Here is an 18,227-nt window from a genome sequence, read left to right on the forward strand (position 1 = left end):
CTACGAGTCAGTGCTCGGAGTGCCACTGCCGTTGAGATAGGTTTTGTAGAGCTGAATGATCTGCGGGCCGGAATCGGTGGACGGCGAGGGGCCGGCCACATTGTCGCCTTCGCACTCCTTCACGAACTGGCCGAAGATCTCCGCTTCCCCGCCGCCGCCATCCATGGGCTGCACCACGAAATAACAGCCAAAACCGAGGACCGGGATCGAGGTTGAACCACTATTTTTCCCGGCGCAGTTGCCCACCACGATTTTCAGCATCCGGCGCTCGAACACCCCATTGCCCTGACAGTCACTGCCCCCTGCCACACACGCAGCAACGCTCGTACGCCAGTCGTTGTAGTCCAGTATCGGGTTGCCGCCTGCCGTGAGAGTGCCATTGTTCGAGGTGATGGTTTGCCCTTGGTACTTCGGGCCTGTGCCGTCGTCAGTGATGGGGGGATTACTGGACGTGGTTACCAGGTCCGGCGGATAGTCCGAGGCACTGACCGGGCCGTCGTAGATGCCGAAGCGTGTATTCAGGCCTTGAGACGCAGGGCCGACCTTGTTGCCAGGCTCGGTCGCGACGTTGTCTCCCACATTGCGGCAGACCTTGCCGCCTCCGGCCATCTCCTCCCTGACCGCATTGCCACCCGAGCCAAAATCGAGCAACTGAAAGTTGCCTGGACCAATAGGCGACTGATTGCCGGAAGCCGTCTTCAATACCTTCAAATCACCAAACTGGAAGCCCCAGAACATACCGGTGCCCGGGTTGTATTGAGCCGGATCGCCACAGACCATCAAAGGCGCGAGATCGCAGGGGCTGGTAGGGCTGGGTCCCGCGGTGGCGATCGCCCCCACCGCCTTGTTCCCCAGGGCGCCCAATGACTGGGCGAAGCTCCAGAAAAATCCCGTCAGGCCATAACTCGCTACCGATACCCGAACGTATTTGGCATCCGTCGGCCCGGGAAAGGTGAACGGGCCATAGACGCTGCTTGCCAGTTCCACCACTGCAAATGCACCGGCGTTGCCGCCGACCGCCGTGGCCAATTCGTTGTTGCCTGTGGCATTGGCATTTTGTGTCAGCGTATTGAGCGCGGCGGTACGCGTCGCGTTGGCCGCGCTGACACTGTTGACGCCCCCCTCTACCTGACTCAGGGTTTTGGCGCCACTCAGGGCGGCGGCGTCCACCGCATTCTGCAGGCGCGTTTTGTTCAGCATCATATGCCCGCCATCCAAGGCCAACGCCGCCATCATGGCCATCGCCGCCATCGCGATCACCATCAATGCACTCACCGATCCTTCCTGGCGCCTTGGCGTCGAAGTGAACGGCCGCTGAATACGAAGATTCATCATCAAGCCCTCGATTGCCGATACTGATCCGGATCGGCTCCGCCAATACCCTGATGTCCAGATACCGGTTGCGCCTTGTCAGCGAATGTTGACTACTTTGGCTTCGATCCCGCGGATAACGGTGATGCCCGCGCCCTCGCCACTGCTGCGATGTACCACGCGTTTTGGTGCCTCAACGGTGGCCACAGCCATGGCCGGGGCAGCAGGTGCAAAAGGCGTAGCTGGCGCAACGGCCGGGCTTTTCTTCTCGAGGTTCAGTGGGTTACGCAGCGCCAGTTGCAACTTGCCTTCCGTCTGCGCGGTGACCAGGGCTTCCGCTTCAGCGGCCGACATCTCCAGTGTCACGGCGCGCACCACGACCGGTTGGGTTTTGTCGGTACCCGCGGTCTGATCCACCGCCAACACCCGCAAGTTCTCGAGGATGGTCCTGGAGGAGGCGCTGTTACTGCCGGCATTGGTGGATTTGGTCGCCAGTACGTCCACCCGGTTACCCGGCAACAGGAATCCGCCCACGCCGACCACATCGTCCACGCGTACCGATATGGCGCGTTTGTCGGGGGCAATCAAAGAGGCCAGGGTGCTGCCCCCCAGGTGCTCGCTCAGACGTGCACCACGCACGATGTCGCCCCGCAGAATGTCGAACGTGGCGATCTTGCCCACGGCTTTTTCGCTGGCATCGAAGGCATCGTCCGGGATCGTATCCATGGGCATGCGTACTGTCGTGAGCTGCTGGGCCTCGACCATCTGCCCGAATGGAATCTCGACCGTGGCGACCACCACATTTCGAAGGTGGTCATCCGGGCTGGCATTGAGCCGCGCGCTCAGCCAGGAGTCGGCCATCCATGCAGCCCCAAGGCCCATGGCCAGAGAAACACCTATCAGGGTAAGCGTACGAGAGCTCATGTCAGTATCTCCGTATCAAAGAAAGTCGAGCTGGACGAAGTAGTTGCGCCAGGCCCATTCCAACTCTTTCGGTGACAGTGGTCCGGAACCGCCCATATAACGCTGGCGATCGAGTGCCATGTTCAGGAGATCGCGGGGATGGCAGGGCACCAGGGGCATGCCTTCGTTTGCATAAAGCCTTTGCAACGCGTAACGCACCAGCAGCGGGTCATAGGAAATGCCCAGACGCTCGCTTTCCATACGCCAGATCTTTTCGTACTGCTCGGGCTTCAGGTAACCAAACTGCAGCTTGTAGCCAATCCGGCGCAGGAAGGCCTCATCGGCCAGCTCCAGGGGGTTGAGGTTGGTGGAAAACACCAGAATCAGATCGAACGGCAACTCGCAATGCCGACCGCCGCCCAGGTTGAGGAAGTCGCGTTTCTCTTCCATCGGGACGATCCAGCGATTGAACAGCTCGGCGGGGGCCATGCGCTGGCGCCCCATGTCGTCGATGATGAACAGGCCATTGCTGGCCTTGAGCTGCAAGGCGGCCTGGTATTGACGGGTGAAGGGGTCATAGCGAACGTCCAGTTGCTCCATGCTCAACTCACCGCCCGTGATGACGATCGGGCGTTTGCAGCGCAGCAGTCGACGGTCGATCCCTTCGTTGAGCATCAGGTTGTTCTGTTGAGCGTTTTCATCGAGCCGCTGATGCACCTGCGGGTCATAGATCTCGATCACCGCCTCGTTGATGACGATGGCATGAGGGACCCAGATGGCCTCGGCGAACAGACGGATCAGCCGACTGCTGACATAAGTCTTGCCGGTACCCGCGGGGCCATAAATCATGATCGCGCGCCCGGAATTCATCGCCACACCCAACTGATCGAGCATCTCCTCCGTGAGCACTACGCCAGCCAGGGCATTGCGCATATCGTTGGCGTTGATGCGACCATGGTGAATGGTCTGCAGTTTGATCAGGGAGCGGTAGGTACTCACCGGGAAAGGTGCCGCACCGATATAGCCACTGCGCGACAGGGCATCGCGGGCGACACTGCGACCACGTTCGGTCAGGCCATAACGCAACATCTGCCCGCCCGTTTGACTCCCCTGGCCAAGCACTTCGACACGGCCATCCTTGCGCAGAAACGCCAGGACCTCTTCAAGTACCGCGCCGGTCAGCGCCAGGCGGTCCACCAGCCGCGACATGTCCAGCACACCGGCATCAAACAAATGCTTGCACACCAACTCGCCGAGAAAACTGTCCGTCAGGCCGGTTTCGCGGATAGTGCAGGGCTGAGGAGCCAGACGTTGCACCGCGCTCCGATCGCTGGGGTAGGCATCACTTTCGACGATGACATGCATGACTAGCCTCCTGGGCTACGGGCCGATCTGCAGCCAATAGCCACTGGCCAAGGTTCCGAGCAAAATTGCGACAGTGTATGGGAAAGGCTTTCCGGCCACTTCATCTACCGCCGGAACCAAGTAGGTTCGCGCCCTTAATATCAACCAGTAGCGCGCTAAGGTTTGCAGCAGCTGGCCATGAAAAAGGATGATCAATAAACCGCACAAACCACCGGCCGCCAGACTGAAAAGCGCCGTCCACAACGCGTCATGCGGTGTAAAAAAACATCCGACCATGGCCATCAACTTGACGTCCCCGGCGGCCATACCGCCCAGGGCGTACAAGGGTAGAAACACTGCAAAGCCGATCAGCATGGCCAGCACAGCATTACCAAGCCCCTCAACTCCGCTTGCGTAAGCCTGACTGGTCAAACCCAAAACAAGTCCTAAAAGAACCAGCAGGTTGGGGATGCGGTGGCGACGAAGGTCGCTCACCACCGCAATACCTAGCAGCCCTAACAGAACTATTGATGTAAACATCTGCTCAATAGGCATCGCTGCATCTCTCACTGGGAATAGGCTTACGTGCAAGTCTGCCCCGCGACCGTGGCACCCATACAAGCCGCTAGCTTACCGAGCTTGGCGATAATGGCGGTGCCCAACGTGGTAAAAGCAGTGACAACCGCCAGGGTTATAAGCCCACCGGCCACCGCATACTCCACAATGGTCAGACCATCTTCGTCTTTGGCGAACTTCACTACCGAAGCCTTGATTGTTTGCATGATCATTTTGCCCACCTCACTCGAATGTTGTTTTTTCTGAGGCAGTACTTTCTGCGCTGCCTGATGCAACCCTAGTCAGTGGCAAGGCATGGGCGTTAGGAAGATTTTGCACATCGTTAGGACTTTTTTGCGGGCTGGCCAAATACGGGTCATTGGCCTTTGCAGAAGTCACGGGGAGGGATAAACCAAGGCGTTGAAAACCAAAGGCAATTGTCATTGATTAACAAGCGACAAACGGTTCGAGCCGGGTTCGTCGATAACACACCAACAAACACTCGCCCGGGGCTGCCTTCCAGGTAACCCATAGAGCGAATAGAACTAAAAACCGCCTTTCCTATCAGGATTAAATCTGCAAAGTGATGGCACCTTGGCAATACTCCTTAGCGAAGAGAGTCACCAAGAACCCCAGAGTAGAGACATGACGTCCAACTTGACCAAAAGGCCATCGCTCCTGTGGTTCGATCTGACTCATGATCGGTCCACGAAAGAACTCGTCGCGCAGTTCGAGAGTACCTGCGACTGCAGACTGGCGAAAAACTCCGTGTTGCCCATCGCGGAACCGGCAGACATGATCTGCATCCATTTTGATCGCCCCGACACCCCAGGTTTGAGGCTATTGCTGGAGATCAAACACACCACCCCCAGCATCCCGATCACCATGTTCACCGTGCAGCACTCAGAGGAACTGGCCGTATGGGCCATGCGCTCCAGCGTCTGGGAATACATGGTGCTCCCGCTCTCGACCACCGAGAGGAAGCGTTACCTGACGGCGGTGGTGCAGCTCTGCGAGCTGCGCCGAAATGCCCACGGCCGGGGCAAGTCATCGCAGATCGACCACTCCCCGACCCTACCGGACAGCATCCGTCGGACCTCAGGACACCAAAAACACCAGGCGCTGAGCAATGTCATGCTGTACATCGAACAGCACTTTCGAGACAGCATCGATCAGAGGGAATTGGCGCAGCGCTGCGGCATGACGACATTTCGCTTCAGCCGCCTGTTCAAGGAAGCCAATGGGCTTGGCTTCACGGATTACATCCTGGACAAGCGCATGAACTTCGCCAAAGAACTGCTCGACAACAGCCAGATGCCGATTACCAGCATCGGCTATGAGGCCGGCTTCAAGGATCCTTCCTACTTCGCACGTGCCTTCAAGCAGTTCGCCAACTGCACGCCCAGCGAATACCGCCTGGCACGCCAACTCAAAGCGGCTGCCGCTACGCAACCGGTGCAGGATGAAAAAACCATTGAAGCGCTCGAAAGCCTCGTACAAACCCTCAGCGGTTGATCCGGTTTTTTACGCGCACACAAAAACGCCGCTCAATGAGCGGCGTTTTTGTTAAATATGGAGCGGGAAACGAGACTCGAACTCGCGACCCCGACCTTGGCAAGGTCGTGCTCTACCAACTGAGCTATTCCCGCAAATGGCGTCCCCTAGGGGACTCGAACCCCTGTTACCGCCGTGAAAGGGCGGTGTCCTAGGCCACTAGACGAAGGGGACACGCTACCCGGAACACATGGTGTGTGTTTCGGTGTCCAGAGCCGCATCCGAAGACTTGGTTCTGGTTTCACTCAGCCCTGCCCGAAAGCAACGCTGTTTAAAATTGGAGCGGGAAACGAGACTCGAACTCGCGACCCCGACCTTGGCAAGGTCGTGCTCTACCAACTGAGCTATTCCCGCATTGGCGTCCCCTAGGGGACTCGAACCCCTGTTACCGCCGTGAAAGGGCGGTGTCCTAGGCCACTAGACGAAGGGGACACACATACTACATTCACTCCCTGCTTCGTTTCGCTGTGTGCTTTACGCTGCAAGTGGCGCGCATTCTATGGATGGATTGAGAGGTCGTCAACCCCCTGATATAAATTTATTTAAATCAATGACTTCACCCTGCTTTTGGGAGCCGTTGCGGTTTTCCGCTGCCCGGCGTTTGACGCTTATATTCTGGCACCCGCCAAGACGTTATAGTCCATCCAATGATGGCACTATGCGTATCGAGTGCCATCATTCATAGAAACGGGGCTCCGGCCGATATAAGCACAAGCATGTCCGATCCAACCCGTCGTGCGGGCCTGGGCGCTCAAATGCCAAGCCACCAGACTCGCATGCGTAACCTATAAAGAGGTCTTACCGGTGACGCCACTCATGATCACCCTGCTAGTCGTAGCCGGGATCGCCCTGTTGATCGCCATTAGCTACATGAACCATGTGGTGGAAAACAACAAGCTGGAAAAGGCCCGTACCAAGATTGAGCTCAACGATCGCCTGCGACGCTGCGGCGAAATCACCGAGACGTTCCCCGGCCAGCTGATGACCCCGACACTCAAGCTGCTGTTGGCCCGCCTGGAACTGAACGTCTGCCAGCGCCTGCTTAACCTGGAAAAATCCAGCGCCAACCTCAAGGCTCGGATCGCCGAACTGGAAGCCCTTGTCGGCCAGGGTGAATCCATCCCGGTCAACAATCCGCCAGCACCGATCCAGACCGAAGCCAAGGCCAAGGATGTACGCTTCCTGCTCGAAGCCCTGCACGGCCAGATTACCCGCGCGGCACAGGACGGCTTCTTGCCACCCAACGAAGCCAAGCGCTGGATTCGTGAAGTGCGCCACATCCTCGTGTTGCTGCACATCGAGTTCTTCAACAACCTCGGCCAGCACTCCCTGCAACAGAACCAGCCCGGGCAGGCTCGCCTGGCGTTCGAGCGTGGCGTGCAATACCTGCGCAAACAACAGGAACCACAGGTCTACGCCGAGCAACTGGAATACCTGGAAAAACTCCTGGCCCGCGCCAACGACCAGGTCATGGATCGCATCGCGCCGGTCGAAGGCGAGGTCAACCAGTTGACCGAAGGCCTCAAGGACGTCGAGGCCGATGCAGACTGGAAAAAGAAAGTGATCTACGACTGATCAGCGAAAACCACTGTAGGAGCGAGCTAGCTCGCGATGGACTCCAGATCGCCGCGTTCAACCCGTAACCGCGCGTTATCTTTTGCGACCATCGTCGGAACGCCGCCCGGAGCAAGCTCGCTCCTACAGGAAGCTTTCAAAGCCTGAAATGCCCCACCATCCCCTTCAGCTCAACCCCCAGTTGCGCCAGTTGAATACTGGACGCTGCATTGCCCTGCATCGCCAGCGATGACTGGTCGGCACTGGCGCGAATACTGGTGACACTGCGGTTGATCTCCTCGGCCACCGAGCTCTGTTCCTCGGCCGCTGCGGCGATCTGCTGGTTCATCTGCTGGATCAACGACACCGCCGCGGCAATACTTCCCAGCGCACTCTCGGTCTGCAAGGCGTCGCTGACCGCCAGCTTCACCAACTCGCCACTGCTCTGGATCTGCTGCACCGACGACTGCGCCGCCGAGCGCAAGGCGCTGACCAGGCGTTCGATTTCCTCGGTCGATTGCTGGGTTCGCTTGGCCAACGCACGCACTTCATCGGCCACCACCGCAAAGCCCCTGCCCTGCTCTCCGGCCCGGGCCGCCTCGATCGCCGCGTTCAACGCCAGCAGGTTGGTCTGCTCCGCCACGCTCTTGATCACACTCAACACTGTGCCGATGTTCTGGATTTCCGCACTCAGGCTTTCGATGCTCGAACTGGCGGAAGTGGCCGAATCCGCCAACTGCTCGATCCGCGCCATGCTCTGGCGCACCACCTGCTGACCGCTTTCAACCTTGCCATCAGCCGTTTGCGCAGCCTGGGCCGCTTCTTCCGCATTGCGCGCGACATCATGCACCGTGGCCGTCATCTGATTCATTGCGGTGGCGACCTGTTCGGTTTCCTCCTTCTGCGTGCTGACTTCGAGATTGGTCTGTTCAGTCACCGCCGACAACGATTGGGCGGAAGTCGCCAACTGCTCGATACCCGACTGCAAGCCGCTGACTATATGGCTGAGCCCCGCGCCCATTTGCTGCATTGCCTGCATCAACTGACCGATTTCGTCACGGCGGGTTACATCAATGGTCGCACTCAAATCCCCCGAGGCAATCTGCTGCGCCACCTGAATCACGCTGCGCAGCGGTGCCACGATCAACCGGGTGATGAACCACGAGGCAACCAGCCCAACCAGCAAGGCCAGGGCCGAGGAGCCAATGATCAACAGCGAGTTCTTTTTCAGTTCAGCCTGCATCGCCTGGTCTTGCGCGACATAAGCCTGATCCACCCGCTCGACCACTTGGGCAGCACGTTGATGCAATTGTTGATAGACGGTTTTTTCCTGTTCCAGCAAGCCGGTGTACTCGGTGAGCTTGTCACTGAAACTGGCGATATGGCCCGCCACCTCATTGAGGACGGTCTGGTACCCCTCATCCTTGACCGTGGTCTTGAGCTGCTCGGCCTGGGCCAGTGCCTGGCTGGCCTGTTCGATCTTGCCCTGTCCCGCGCTGTCGTCGCCTTTGCGGCTTTGATCCAGACGCACGCGTGCTTCATTCATGGCTTGCAGCATCAAGCGTGAAACCTGGCTGACCTGACTGGCCTGCTCGATGAATTGCGCACCGTCCTTGCCTTCAGAATCTTTCAGCGTATAGGCGCCGTCATCGGCGAGCCCGGATTGCAATACATCAAGATTATTGGCCACGCTGGACACCGACCAACTGGCCATTTCCAGCGCCAGGTCCTTGGCCTGGGTGAGCGAGACAAACTCGTCGAAGGCCTTGCGATAGGCCCCCAGGGACTGTTCGACATCATTCATCACCGGCACGTTGGCCGCAGACGCGGCCTTGAGCTGGCCGGCCAGGGCGATCAGGCCATCGACGCCCTCGTGCAGGGCATCGACGGTTTTCGCATTGCTGTGCAAGGCGTACTCCTGTTCCAGCAGCCGCACCTTGAGCAAACCGCTGTTGAGCGATGACATTTGCTTGAGCCCGTCGAAGCGCTGGCTGATGGTTTGCAGGGACCAAACGCCAATCCCCGCCACCAGCGCCGTCAACAACAACACCAGGACAAACCCGACACCCAGTTTTTTCGCCATACCGAGGTTGGCAAAACGTCCTTGCACGGCCGAATTCATTGCACTTAGTCCCCTGCCAAAGTCTGTAGACGCAGATTCGCAACGGGCCAGTAGCAACACAAGGCTCTGGCGCCTGAATAATGGCAAAAAGCTACACCAACGTCGTTTTCAGAACGCTTGAGGTCGATCCCGGGCAGTGGCCTGAAAGAGCGCACGGGCCCGCGGGTCGCAGGCATAAGCCACGTTGATACGCTGCCAGTCACTGGCCTCGCCCGAGGGGTTGAAGGCGGTCTTCGATGACAGCAGTACACCCAGACGCCGTGCCTGGGTCCGCACCTGATCGAAGTCGGAGATTGGTGATCGCGCCCAGATGAACAGGCCTCCCGTCGGCTTGCCGAAAACCTCCCACTCGGCATCTTCGAGCAATTGCAACACCGCCAGCCGGCCGCTGTTCAAGCGTTGGCGCTGACGCTGCACCAGCTTGCCGTAGGCACCGTTAGCCAACAGGCACGCCAGCACCGACTCGCAAAATCGCGAGGCGCCCATGCCACTGATCATTTTGACCTCGGCCAGACGCGTAATGACTTCGGAACCGGCCACTACGAAGCCGACCCGCAAGGAACTGCTGAGGGTCTTGGAGTAGCTGCCCACGTAGATCACGTTGTCGTCCAGCGCAGCCAGTCGCATACCGGAACCGCTGTGCAAATCCGCATAAACGTCGTCTTCGATCACCTGCACGCCAAAAGTCCTGGCCAGCTGCAGCACGCGGCGCGCCACCACCGGTGCAAGGCTGCTGCCGGTCGGGTTGTGATAGAAGCTATTGACGAGCAGCCCTTGAGGCCGGTGTTTGACCAGCACCGATTCGAGCACGTTCACGTCCGGCCCGCGCGGTGTTCGCGGCACCTCGACCATGTGGATGCCGTGCAGCCTGAGCAGATCGAACAGTACCGGATAACCGGGACTCTCCACGACCACACAGTCACCGGCCTTGAACAGTGTCCGCACAATCAGGTCGAGTCCCTGACTGGCACCCGCCGTGGTCATGATCCGGTTGTCCTGCACCGGGATATCCAGTTGCCTGAGGCGCTTGAGTATCTGTTGTCGCAAGGCCGGCAAACCCAGCGGCGTGCTGTAGTTGAACAGGCTGGCCGTATCGGTACGACTGACTTGCCGAATCGCGTAAATCAGATCGTCGGTCTCGCGCCAGCTTTCAGGCAGCCCGCCACAGCCCAGCCTCAACTCACTCGAACAGGGCCCGTACTCGGGCTCAGCACCCTCGAACCACGCCGGCTCATGCTTTGCACCCGCGGCCAAGGCCGGGTCGGCAACCGTATAGCCGGCCCCATTGCCTGACACCAGCATCCCCTGCGTCACCAGGCGTTCGCAGGCCTGAGCGACACTTAACTGACTGAGCAAATTGATCCGCGCGATCTGTCGCACCGAAGGCAGGCGAGTACCGGGCGATACCCCACTGGAATGAAGCCAGCAGGTCAGCGCGTCAACAATTTGCTGTACGACGGGCACCAGCGCCTGTCGGTCGATTCTCAATTCCATGAGCAAGCAAACTCCTGTTGATTTTGCGAGAAGCAGTTAATCACAGGAGTGTTCGAAGACATGTGCGACAACGCCGCCAAAACCCTTTGTTCTAATCATTTGAAACACATTGCCCGGTCCCTTTGTGGAACCAAAAACCTGTGGGAGCGGCGGTGTGGCGATCCCACAGGTTTCGTGTGTACTCGTGAATCTGTGCGTCGCCTTTTAAAACGCAGTAACGCCGCCATCCACCGCCAGCGAATGGCCGGTAGTGAATGCCGCGCCATCGCTGCACAGGTACAGCACCGCGCTGGCGATCTCTTCGACCTTGCCGATGCGACCGACCGGATGCATGGCGTTGGCGAACTCGCCTTTTTTCGGGTCGGCTTCATAAGCGCGGCGGAACATATCCGTGTCGATCACCGCCGGGCACACGGCGTTGACCCGGATCTTCTTCTTGGCGTATTCAATGGCCGCCGACTTGGTCAGGCCGATCACTGCGTGTTTAGAGGCTGCATAGATGCTCATTTTCGGCGCGGCCCCGAGGCCGGCCACCGATGCCGTATTGACGATCGCGCCGCCTCCTTGCGCCAGTAGCAGCGGCAACTGGTATTTCATGCACAGCCAGACACCTTTGACGTTGACGCCCATGATCGCGTCGAACTCGTCGAGCGTGCCTTCGGCCAGTTTGCCTTTCTCGATTTCGATGCCGGCATTGTTGAAGGCATAGTCGAGGCGACCGTAAGTATTGATCACCTCATCCATCAGATTTTTTACCTCGCTTTCCAGGGTAACGTTGCAGCGCACGAAGGTCGCTTCGCCACCGGCGGTACGAATCAGCGCCACCGTGCCCTCGCCGCCCGCCACGTCCATATCGGCCACCACGACCTTCAGGCCTTCGGCGGCAAATGCCTGGGCGGTCGCGCGGCCAATACCGGCCGCCCCGCCTGTCACCACAACCACCTGGCCGGAAAACGTCATGCTCATTGTTAGGTCCTCGAAAAGAAGAATGCGGGGAATCGCGTAGGACCAGTCTAGCCATGGAGGTCTTGAACACGGCAGCACTATCAAGGCTCCGGTTGGGCACCCATGAGTTGCAGTGATGGAACTGCCGTACCAACTATCACTGCACTGGATCAACCTGCATTCGCCGCATCAGCCGAACTTGCGGCTTCGTCGCTGACCGGCTATCAACAAAGCTTCATTCATCTTGAGTGCCTGCCATGACCTCCCAGACCAATCGCCAATTCCTGCTCGCCAAACGTCCGGTTGGCGCGGCGACCCGTGAGACATTCACCTACCAGGAAGTACCGGTCGGCGAACCGGCGGCGGGTCAGATCCTGGTTCAAAACCAATACCTGTCCCTGGACCCGGCCATGCGTGGCTGGATGAACGAGGGCAAGTCCTACATCCCGCCGGTCGGGCTCGGCGAAGTCATGCGCGCCTTGGGTGTGGGCAAAGTCATTGCCTCGAACATCCCCGGGTTCGCGGTCGGGGATTACGTCAACGGCGCCCTGGGCGTACAGGATTTCTTCCTCGGCGAGCCGCGAGACTTCTATAAAGTCGATCCGAAACTGGCACCGCTGCCACGTTACTTGTCCGCACTGGGCATGACCGGGATGACGGCGTACTTCGCCCTGCTCGACGTCGGCGCTCCGAAGGCCGGTGACACCGTGGTGCTGTCGGGCGCAGCCGGTGCCGTGGGCAGCATTGCCGGGCAGATCGCCAAGATCAAAGGCTGCCGGGTGGTTGGCATCGCCGGCGGCGCCGACAAGTGCAAGTTCCTGATCGATGAACTGGGTTTCGATGGCGCTATCGACTACAAGAGCGAAGACGTCCTCGCCGGCCTCAAGCGCGAGTGCCCGAAAGGCGTCGACGTGTATTTCGATAACGTGGGTGGCGACATTCTCGACGCAGTGTTGAGCCGCCTGAACATGAAGGCGCGGGTGGTGATTTGCGGTGCCATCAGCCAGTACAACAACAAGGAAGCGGTCAAGGGACCGGCCAACTACCTGTCACTGCTGGTCAACCGGGCGCGCATGGAAGGTTTTGTGGTGATGGACTACGCCGCCCAGTACGCCAGCGCCGCCCAGGAAATGGCCGGTTGGATGGCCAAGGGGCAGCTCAAGAGCAAGGAAGACATCGTCGAAGGACTGGAGACTTTCCCGGAGACGCTGATGAAATTGTTCAACGGCGAGAATTTCGGGAAGTTGGTGTTGAAGGTTTGACCCGAATGTAGGAGCGAGCTTGCTCGCGAAGAACTCAATGACACCACGTTTATCCATAATACGCGCGCTATCGTTGACGACCATCGCGAGCAAGCTCGCTCCTACAATGGGTTCTGCGTTGTCAGATCAGGCCAGTTCAGCCACAACCGAAGCCAATGCCTTCGCTGGATCCGCCGCCTGGCTGATCGGACGGCCGATCACCAGATAGTCGGAACCGGCATCCAGCGCCTGACGCGGGGTCAGAATGCGGCGCTGATCGTCCTGGGCGCTGCCCGCCGGACGAATCCCCGGGGTCACCAGTTGCAGCGACGGGTGCGCCGTTTTCAGGGCCTGGGCTTCCAGGGCCGAACACACCAGGCCGTCCATCCCGGCTTTTTCCGCCAGGGCGGCCAGACGCAGCACCTGCTCCTGGGGCTCAATGTCCAGACCGATGCCCGCCAGATCCTCACGCTCCATGCTGGTCAACACGGTCACGCCGATCAGCAGTGGTTTAGGACCGGTACGCTGATCCAGCACTTCACGGCACGCGGCCATCATGCGCAGACCGCCGGAGCAATGTACGTTGACCATCCACACGCCCATTTCTGCAGCTGCCTTGACGGCCATCGCGGTGGTGTTCGGGATGTCGTGGAACTTGAGGTCCAGGAACACTTCGAAACCCTTGTCGCGCAGGGTGCCGACGATTTCCGAGGCGCAGCTGGTGAACAGTTCCTTGCCGACTTTGACCCGGCACAGCTTCGGGTCCAACTGATCGGCCAGCTTCAGTGCGGCGTCACGGGTAGGGAAATCCAGGGCGACGATGATGGGAGTCTGGCAGGCGGACATGAGTGGGCTCTCAGGCAAGTCGAAATCGGCGCGCATTGTAGCGGAACCAGCGCCGCTGCGGGACCCGATGATCGGTAAATCGTCGCGACGGCTCAGGCAAGACTAGCCCTTGAGGCCATTGTGTCGAGTTCGATACACACACGACACGCCCGCAATACCCCGGCCCGCTACCCTCGGCACCCGCAACAGGTCCTTGCAACAGCACTTCCCGCCTCTGGGCCGGACGCCTATGCTGGAACCACAACCTCGCAGCCTATCTTTGTGGTTGGCAGCCTACCTGGCAGATGAACGCACGCATGCACAACACCCAAGCACCCGTGAACGACGACCAAAAGACGCCCGGTGACGACAAGCGCTGGAGCATTCGTGCCCTGATCGTCGACGATGACGTCCCGATCCGCGAATTGATGATCGACTACCTGGCCCGGTTCAACATCCACGCCAGCGGCGTCACCGATGGCGCCGCGATGCGCCTGGCGATGCAGGCGGAGCATTTCGACGTGGTGGTACTCGACCTGATGCTGCCCGGTGAAGACGGTCTGTCGCTGTGCCGCTGGCTGCGCGCCGAGTCGGACATCCCGATCCTGATGCTCACCGCCCGTTGCGAACCCACCGACCGGATCATCGGCCTCGAACTCGGTGCCGACGACTACATGGCCAAGCCGTTCGAGCCCCGCGAACTGGTAGCGCGGATCCAGACCATCCTGCGTCGGGTACGCGATGACCGCAGCGAACAGCGGGCGAACATTCGTTTCGACAATTGGCGCCTGAACAGCGTGCTGCGGCAACTGATTGCCGACGATGGCCTGGTGGTGCCGCTGTCCAACGCCGAATTCCGCCTACTCTGGGTGTTTATCGAACGTCCGCGCCGCGTGCTCAGCCGTGAACAACTGCTGGACGCCGCTCGCGGTCGTTCGATCGAAGCCTTTGATCGCAGCATCGACCTGCTGGTGTCGCGCCTGCGCCAGAAGCTCGGCGACGATCCTAAGGCTCCGCAGTTGATCAAGACCGTTCGCGGTGAGGGTTACCTGTTCGATGCCCGAGACATCGGCTGATGCGAGGGCGCTTCGATACGCTGTTCGGCCGCCTGTTTGGCGTGCTGTTGCTGGCGATTATCCTCGCGCACCTGCTGGCCTTTGCCTGGTTCCACCATTACGGGCCGCCGCCTCCGCCGCCTCCACCGGAGTTTTCCGAAGGCCTGGACGGGCCACGCCCGCCACTGGACCCGCGTTTCGAGAAACGGCCGCCTCGACCGTGGTTCGGCGGCCCCTTGGTGCCCCTGACGTTTCAATTGGTCTCACTGATCATTGCCGCCTGGTATGGCGCCAAGCTGCTGAGCCGGCCGATCCAGCGCCTGAGCGACGCGGCCGAGCGCTTGAGTGAAGACCTTGACAGCCCGCCACTGGATGAATCGGGACCACGGGAAGCACGGCAAGCGGCGCACACGTTCAACAAAATGCAGCGCCGCATCCTGGAACAGGTCAAGCAGCGCTCGCGCATGCTCGGCGCCGTGTCCCACGACCTGCGCACGCCGCTGTCGCGGCTCAAGCTGCGGCTGGAGAAAATCGACGACGACAAGCTGCAAGGCCAGATGCGCCAAGACCTCGACGACATGATCAGCATGCTCGATGCCACCCTCACCTATCTGCATGAACAACGCACCAGCGAAGCCCCGCTGTGGATGGACGTGCAGGCGTTGGTGGAATCCCTGAGCGAAAATGCCCAGGACCAGGGCGCGAACGTCCAGGCCAGCGGTCACTGCGCTCCCTTGCAGGTGCAGCCGATGGCCTTGCGCTCTTGCATCAACAACCTGATGGACAATGCCCTACGCTACGCCGGACAGGCGCTGATTACCCTGCAAGACCATCGTCAACAACTGGTGATTCGGGTCATCGACCATGGCCCGGGCATCGCCGCAGAACAGCGCGAAGCGGTGTTCGAACCCTTCTTTCGCCTTGAAGGCTCACGCAATCGCAATTCCGGCGGCGTTGGCCTGGGCATGACCATTGCCCGCGAGGCCGCGCAACGAATGGGCGGGCAGCTGACACTGGAAGAAACCCCGGGTGGTGGCCTGACTGCGGTTATCCGCCTGCCGCGCACCTGAAAGCCACACCAGCTCCCACAGGGGTGTTGGTGTGGCTGACAGCCATGTGTATCACTCGGTACAAACTCCACATACCCGCGACAACTCGCCCCTTGAGTCTGCATAAGCCGGTACACCACCGGTTTATCTTTCCAGGGAGTGAGCCCGATGATCGGTAGCATCAGCAGCAATTACTCGAACTACACCAGCACCAGCATCAGCAGCACCACGACCAATAGTGCCCGTAGCCAGCAATTCCAGAAGGAGCTGCTGGCCAAACTCGACAGCAACAGCGACGGTACGGTCGGTCAGGATGAACTCAAGAGCGCCTTGTCGCAGAAATCCGACGACGGTTTACTCGTCAGCCTGAGCAAGAATTTCGCCGACCTCGACAGTGATGGCAGTGGCAGCCTGAGCGGCGAAGAAATGGCCGCGATGGCTCCCCCGCCACCACCAGGCGATGAGGCACCCAACACCGACCTCGCTGACGCACTGATCAGCGCGCTGGACGCCGACGGCGATGGCGCCATCAGCAGTGATGAACTGAGTAACGGCCTGAGCAGCGCGGGCAGTAGCGCCGACAGTTCGCAAATCTTCTCGGCCCTGGACAAGAACAAGGACGGTACCGTCAGCCAGGACGAGTTGGTCGCCAGCCTGGCGCCACCGCCGCCACCGCCACAACAGGCGTCCAGCGACGAACTGTTCAGCCAGCTCGATGCCGACAGTGATGGCAGCGTCAGCGCGACCGAACTGAGCAGCGCGTTGCAGGACAGCAACAGCAACTCGTCGACCACCACCGACACCAGTGCCGCGCTGCTCAAGGCACTCGACAGCGACAGCAGCGGTAGCGTGAGCAGTAATGAACTCAAGGCGGCCCTGCAGGCCGGTCGCGAGCAGAACTCCGGCAGCACTTCCGACTCATCGAGCGTCAACGACGCATTGCAGAAAATGATCGCCAACCTGAGCAAGCAGTATTCACTCGAAAACGTGGCGAGCGTGGGCAAGCACCTGAACGTGGCGACCTGATTCAAAAAGCTCGCGAGTCAGATTGTAGGAGCCGGCTTGCTGGCGATGGCGGTCTTGAAGCTCCATACATGTTCAAGGGCCTATCGCCGGCAAGCCGGCTCCTACAATGGATGTGGCGAGGTATTCAGGGCCGACGATCTTCGACCCGCGCCTGAGTCTTGCTCCAGTCGATCAACAGGCTGTAGGCCACTGCCAGCAATGTCGGGCCAATGAACAGACCGATAAAGCCAAAGGCAATCAACCCGCCAAACACCCCAAGTAGCACAATGACCAGCGGCAGGTTACCGCCACGGCTGATCAGGTACGGTTTGAGCACGTTGTCGACACCGCTGATGACGAATGTGCCCCAGATCCCGAGGAATATGGCCAGCCCGTACTCGCCTTTCCAGGCCAGCCACGCGGTCGCCGGAATCCATACCAACGGCGGGCCCATCGGGATCAGGCTGAGCATGAACGTCACGATACCGAGCACCAACGCTCCCGGCACGCCGGCTATCAGGAACCCGATCAGCGCCAGGATCGCCTGGGCCGCCGCTGTACCGATCACACCGTTCACCACCCGCTGTACCGTGCCCGCTACCAGTTCAATGTAGTAGCCGGCCCGTTGACCGATCAGCCGCTCCAGCAACGTGTGTACAAACGCCGCCAGACGCGGCCCGTCACGATAGAAAAAGAACACGAAGACGATGCTCAGGGTCAGCTCGAGAATACCGCCGCCGATCTGCGCACTGCGCGCCAGCAACCAGTTACCCACCTGCCCCAGATAAGGTTTGAGCGACATCATCATCGCCGCGCCCTGCTCATCGATGCTGTTCCAGATGCCTACCAGCCGCTCGCCCACAAAGGGAATCGAACCCAGCCACACCGGTGCTTCGGGCAGCCCCTCGACCTGCGCATCCTTGATGAATGCGGTGGCATCGCGCACATGATCGGCAAGGTTGAAACCCAGCCACACCAGCGGTGCCGCTACCAGCACCATCCAGCCCAGCGTCAGCAATGCCGCCGCCAGCGACTCGCGACCGTTGAGCCAACGGGTCAGCAAGCGCATCAGCGGCCAACTGGCAAATGCCAGGACCGCGCCCCAGAACATCGCCGACCAGAACGGCGCCATCACCCAGAAGCTCGCGCCGAACAACACCACGAGCAGGATCTGCACCAACAGGCGATCGTTATTGATCATCAAAAGTCTCGAAAAAGTCAGTCAGCAAAAGAGTAGGCGAACGCAGCGTGCACGTTCGCCCGGTACAGC

General features: G+C 59.9%; 16 protein-coding genes, 4 tRNA genes and 1 pseudogene. 6 read left to right on the top strand and 15 right to left on the bottom strand.

The window, feature by feature from the left end; translation table 11 throughout:
* From AC3ITY_RS25320 to AC3ITY_RS25340, 5 genes are all read right to left on the bottom strand, one after another.
* Window positions 1-1,335, bottom strand: coding sequence for a Tad domain-containing protein (locus AC3ITY_RS25320; RefSeq protein ID WP_489305686.1), 1,335 nt, complete (start codon window positions 1,333-1,335; stop codon window positions 1-3).
* A gap of 75 nt (window positions 1,336-1,410) precedes the next feature.
* Complete coding sequence (gene cpaB / locus AC3ITY_RS25325; protein WP_489305687.1) at window positions 1,411-2,235, bottom strand: Flp pilus assembly protein CpaB; 825 nt, start codon at window positions 2,233-2,235, stop codon at window positions 1,411-1,413.
* Window positions 2,236-2,250: 15 nt separating this feature from the next.
* The gene (locus tag AC3ITY_RS25330) at window positions 2,251-3,579 is read right to left on the bottom strand and encodes a DUF8689 domain-containing protein (protein WP_489305688.1); all 1,329 of its coding nucleotides are present in this window, start codon (window positions 3,577-3,579) and stop codon (window positions 2,251-2,253) included.
* A 15-nt stretch (window positions 3,580-3,594) separates the two neighbouring features.
* The gene (locus AC3ITY_RS25335; protein ID WP_489305689.1) at window positions 3,595-4,113 is read right to left on the bottom strand and encodes an A24 family peptidase; all 519 of its coding nucleotides are present in this window, start codon (window positions 4,111-4,113) and stop codon (window positions 3,595-3,597) included.
* A 26-nt stretch (window positions 4,114-4,139) separates the two neighbouring features.
* Entirely contained in the window at window positions 4,140-4,346 is a 207-nt protein-coding gene (locus tag AC3ITY_RS25340; protein WP_154860345.1) for a Flp family type IVb pilin, read from the bottom strand.
* Window positions 4,347-4,758: 412 nt separating this feature from the next.
* Here AC3ITY_RS25340 and AC3ITY_RS25345 point away from each other — a divergent pair, with 412 nt between their 5' ends.
* The gene (locus AC3ITY_RS25345; protein ID WP_489310992.1) at window positions 4,759-5,628 is read left to right on the top strand and encodes an AraC family transcriptional regulator; all 870 of its coding nucleotides are present in this window, start codon (window positions 4,759-4,761) and stop codon (window positions 5,626-5,628) included.
* A gap of 58 nt (window positions 5,629-5,686) precedes the next feature.
* On the opposite strand, the gene AC3ITY_RS25350 is transcribed toward AC3ITY_RS25345, so the two are convergent.
* The 4 genes from AC3ITY_RS25350 to AC3ITY_RS25365 all read right to left on the bottom strand — a co-directional run bounded on the left by AC3ITY_RS25350 (window position 5,687) and on the right by AC3ITY_RS25365 (window position 6,099).
* Window positions 5,687-5,762 (bottom strand) — tRNA-Gly (locus tag AC3ITY_RS25350).
* Window positions 5,763-5,765: 3 nt separating this feature from the next.
* A tRNA-Glu gene (locus AC3ITY_RS25355) sits at window positions 5,766-5,841 on the bottom strand.
* A 104-nt stretch (window positions 5,842-5,945) separates the two neighbouring features.
* Window positions 5,946-6,021 (bottom strand) — tRNA-Gly (locus AC3ITY_RS25360).
* 2 nt (window positions 6,022-6,023) lie between these two features.
* Window positions 6,024-6,099 (bottom strand) — tRNA-Glu (locus AC3ITY_RS25365).
* Window positions 6,100-6,483: 384 nt separating this feature from the next.
* Here AC3ITY_RS25365 and AC3ITY_RS25370 point away from each other — a divergent pair.
* On the top strand, window positions 6,484-7,242 hold the full coding sequence (locus AC3ITY_RS25370; RefSeq protein WP_489305691.1) for a hypothetical protein: 759 nt from the start codon (window positions 6,484-6,486) through the stop codon (window positions 7,240-7,242).
* 136 nt (window positions 7,243-7,378) lie between these two features.
* On the opposite strand, the gene AC3ITY_RS25375 is transcribed toward AC3ITY_RS25370, so the two are convergent.
* The 4 genes and pseudogenes from AC3ITY_RS25375 to AC3ITY_RS25390 all read right to left on the bottom strand — a co-directional run bounded on the left by AC3ITY_RS25375 (window position 7,379) and on the right by AC3ITY_RS25390 (window position 11,803).
* Window positions 7,379-8,260 carry a methyl-accepting chemotaxis protein gene (locus AC3ITY_RS25375; protein ID WP_489310994.1) on the bottom strand — a complete coding sequence of 294 codons (882 nt, stop codon included), beginning with the start codon at window positions 8,258-8,260 and terminating at the stop codon, window positions 7,379-7,381.
* Window positions 8,240-9,343, bottom strand: a pseudogene (locus AC3ITY_RS25380) (HAMP domain-containing protein); the annotation flags it as partial. The gene AC3ITY_RS25375 and the pseudogene AC3ITY_RS25380, both read right to left, overlap by 21 nt.
* Before the next feature lie 108 nt (window positions 9,344-9,451).
* On the bottom strand, window positions 9,452-10,837 hold the full coding sequence (locus tag AC3ITY_RS25385) for an aminotransferase-like domain-containing protein (protein ID WP_489305692.1): 1,386 nt from the start codon (window positions 10,835-10,837) through the stop codon (window positions 9,452-9,454).
* Between the two features lie 204 nt (window positions 10,838-11,041).
* Window positions 11,042-11,803, bottom strand: coding sequence for an SDR family oxidoreductase (locus AC3ITY_RS25390; protein ID WP_489305693.1), 762 nt, complete (start codon window positions 11,801-11,803; stop codon window positions 11,042-11,044).
* Between the two features lie 236 nt (window positions 11,804-12,039).
* On the opposite strand from AC3ITY_RS25390, the gene AC3ITY_RS25395 reads away from it, so the two are divergent.
* Entirely contained in the window at window positions 12,040-13,044 is a 1,005-nt protein-coding gene (locus AC3ITY_RS25395) for an NADP-dependent oxidoreductase (RefSeq protein WP_489305694.1), read from the top strand.
* A 126-nt stretch (window positions 13,045-13,170) separates the two neighbouring features.
* Here the strand turns inward: AC3ITY_RS25395 and pyrF are convergent, their stop codons facing one another.
* Window positions 13,171-13,869, bottom strand: a complete 699-nt coding sequence (pyrF, locus tag AC3ITY_RS25400; protein ID WP_173677935.1) for an orotidine-5'-phosphate decarboxylase — start codon at window positions 13,867-13,869, stop codon at window positions 13,171-13,173.
* Window positions 13,870-14,165: 296 nt separating this feature from the next.
* Between pyrF and AC3ITY_RS25405 the strand changes: the two genes are divergently transcribed.
* The 3 genes from AC3ITY_RS25405 to xopAW all read left to right on the top strand — a co-directional run bounded on the left by AC3ITY_RS25405 (window position 14,166) and on the right by xopAW (window position 16,978).
* On the top strand, window positions 14,166-14,924 hold the full coding sequence (locus AC3ITY_RS25405; protein ID WP_150754032.1) for a response regulator: 759 nt from the start codon (window positions 14,166-14,168) through the stop codon (window positions 14,922-14,924).
* A complete protein-coding gene (locus AC3ITY_RS25410) occupies window positions 14,924-15,973 on the top strand; it encodes a sensor histidine kinase (protein ID WP_489305695.1) in 1,050 nt (349 codons plus the stop codon). The genes AC3ITY_RS25405 and AC3ITY_RS25410 overlap by 1 nt, the downstream gene beginning before the upstream one ends.
* 147 nt (window positions 15,974-16,120) lie before the next feature.
* On the top strand, window positions 16,121-16,978 hold the full coding sequence (xopAW, locus tag AC3ITY_RS25415; RefSeq protein WP_489305696.1) for a XopAW family type III secretion system calcium-binding effector: 858 nt from the start codon (window positions 16,121-16,123) through the stop codon (window positions 16,976-16,978).
* Window positions 16,979-17,102: 124 nt separating this feature from the next.
* Here xopAW and AC3ITY_RS25420 read toward each other — a convergent pair whose 3' ends face one another.
* Window positions 17,103-18,158: an AI-2E family transporter gene (locus AC3ITY_RS25420; RefSeq protein WP_489305697.1), complete on the bottom strand. Its 1,056-nt coding sequence runs from the start codon at window positions 18,156-18,158 to the stop codon at window positions 17,103-17,105.
* Between the last annotated feature and the right edge of the window lie 69 nt (window positions 18,159-18,227).

It is taken from the genome of Pseudomonas sp. GL_091 (genome assembly GCF_057837725.1).

Excerpts from the sequence above, each read along its gene's own strand:
- AC3ITY_RS25320 (WP_489305686.1), bottom strand. The coding sequence starts at position 1,335 with ATGATGAATCTTCGTATTCAGCGGCCGTTCACTTCGACGCCAAGGCGC.
- cpaB (WP_489305687.1), bottom strand. The coding sequence starts at position 2,235 with ATGAGCTCTCGTACGCTTACCCTGATAGGTGTTTCTCTGGCCATGGGC.
- AC3ITY_RS25330 (WP_489305688.1), bottom strand. The coding sequence starts at position 3,579 with ATGCATGTCATCGTCGAAAGTGATGCCTACCCCAGCGATCGGAGCGCG.
- AC3ITY_RS25335 (WP_489305689.1), bottom strand. The coding sequence starts at position 4,113 with ATGCCTATTGAGCAGATGTTTACATCAATAGTTCTGTTAGGGCTGCTA.
- AC3ITY_RS25340 (WP_154860345.1), bottom strand. The coding sequence starts at position 4,346 with ATGATCATGCAAACAATCAAGGCTTCGGTAGTGAAGTTCGCCAAAGAC.
- AC3ITY_RS25345 (WP_489310992.1), top strand. The coding sequence starts at position 4,759 with ATGACGTCCAACTTGACCAAAAGGCCATCGCTCCTGTGGTTCGATCTG.
- AC3ITY_RS25370 (WP_489305691.1), top strand. The coding sequence starts at position 6,484 with ATGATCACCCTGCTAGTCGTAGCCGGGATCGCCCTGTTGATCGCCATT.
- AC3ITY_RS25375 (WP_489310994.1), bottom strand. The coding sequence starts at position 8,260 with ATGCAGGCAATGCAGCAAATGGGCGCGGGGCTCAGCCATATAGTCAGC.
- AC3ITY_RS25385 (WP_489305692.1), bottom strand. The coding sequence starts at position 10,837 with ATGGAATTGAGAATCGACCGACAGGCGCTGGTGCCCGTCGTACAGCAA.
- AC3ITY_RS25390 (WP_489305693.1), bottom strand. The coding sequence starts at position 11,803 with ATGAGCATGACGTTTTCCGGCCAGGTGGTTGTGGTGACAGGCGGGGCG.
- AC3ITY_RS25395 (WP_489305694.1), top strand. The coding sequence starts at position 12,040 with ATGACCTCCCAGACCAATCGCCAATTCCTGCTCGCCAAACGTCCGGTT.
- pyrF (WP_173677935.1), bottom strand. The coding sequence starts at position 13,869 with ATGTCCGCCTGCCAGACTCCCATCATCGTCGCCCTGGATTTCCCTACC.
- AC3ITY_RS25405 (WP_150754032.1), top strand. The coding sequence starts at position 14,166 with ATGCACAACACCCAAGCACCCGTGAACGACGACCAAAAGACGCCCGGT.
- AC3ITY_RS25410 (WP_489305695.1), top strand. The coding sequence starts at position 14,924 with ATGCGAGGGCGCTTCGATACGCTGTTCGGCCGCCTGTTTGGCGTGCTG.
- xopAW (WP_489305696.1), top strand. The coding sequence starts at position 16,121 with ATGATCGGTAGCATCAGCAGCAATTACTCGAACTACACCAGCACCAGC.
- AC3ITY_RS25420 (WP_489305697.1), bottom strand. The coding sequence starts at position 18,158 with ATGATCAATAACGATCGCCTGTTGGTGCAGATCCTGCTCGTGGTGTTG.